General features: G+C 67.1%; 2 pseudogenes. Both read left to right on the plus strand.

The features are described 5' to 3' along the window. A pseudogene (locus ACLEQD_RS44360) lies at positions 1-193 on the plus strand (hypothetical protein); the annotation flags it as partial. Positions 194-269: 76 nt separating this feature from the next. After that, positions 270-919: pseudogene (locus ACLEQD_RS44365) on the plus strand (hypothetical protein); the annotation flags it as partial.

The following is a 919-nucleotide window of genomic DNA, read 5'->3' on the forward strand; positions in this document are numbered from 1 at the left end:
CTGCGGCGTGAAGGAAGCGAAGGGCAAGGACAACGGCGACCGCTTCTTCGTGCACACCTGGAGCTCCGCGAACAAGGAGGGCTACCACGGGGTCTTCTACGTAGGCCACGTGAGCGCGTCCGAGCCCGCCATCCACAAGGGCCTGGGGAATCCGGACGCGGCGCCCGTGCCGGAGTCCGCACCGGGCTTGTAGCTGGCGCGGTGGCGATATGCGCCCGGCGCGCGCGGCGTTCTTCATCACATCGCGGAACGTGATGGAGGCACTGCGAATGCGCTCGATGCTGAAGCTGGGATGGCTGGCGTTGCTCTTGATGGTGGGCTGCGCCGGACGGCAGGACTTGGAGACGCCGGACTACGAGGCTGTCTACGACGTGCCGCTGGAGGAGATGTGGCCGTCGGTCCGGCAGTACTTCACGGACGCGCACCTGCCCTACCGCGAGGACCGGGGCAGCATGGTGCTGGAGACCGAGTGGAAGCAGGAGTTTGGCGGCTCGAAGATCGCCGGCTACTGGCACCGCTACATGGTCATGGGCAAGCGCGAGACGCCCACCAGGAGCAAGCTGTGGATCATCCGCATCACCAAGTCCGTGAACAAGGCGCTCTCCGCGCCCGGGAGGGAGCTGGACTGGGGCGTTGCCTCTGCCCGGACGGTTGACCCTGAAGGTGGCAATCCCGAGAGCCTGAGCCCTGAGGACGAAGCGGACCGGCTGGCCTTCCCGGTGGGAGAGAACGCGTTCTACGTGGACTCCGGGCAGGGCTCGCGCGACCTGACGATGGAGTGGCGCGTGTTCCGGGGCATCGCGCCCAAGCTCGCGAAGAAGCAGCCGGCGAAGATGGAGCCGCCCGTGGCGAAGGCGGTATCGACGTTCACCGAGTGCGGCCAGTCCATCCTCGGCCTGAAGAAGCAGGCGAAGGCGGG

Source organism: Corallococcus sp. 4LFB, from assembly GCF_046520365.1.
Lineage (GTDB): Bacteria > Myxococcota > Myxococcia > Myxococcales > Myxococcaceae > Corallococcus > Corallococcus caeni.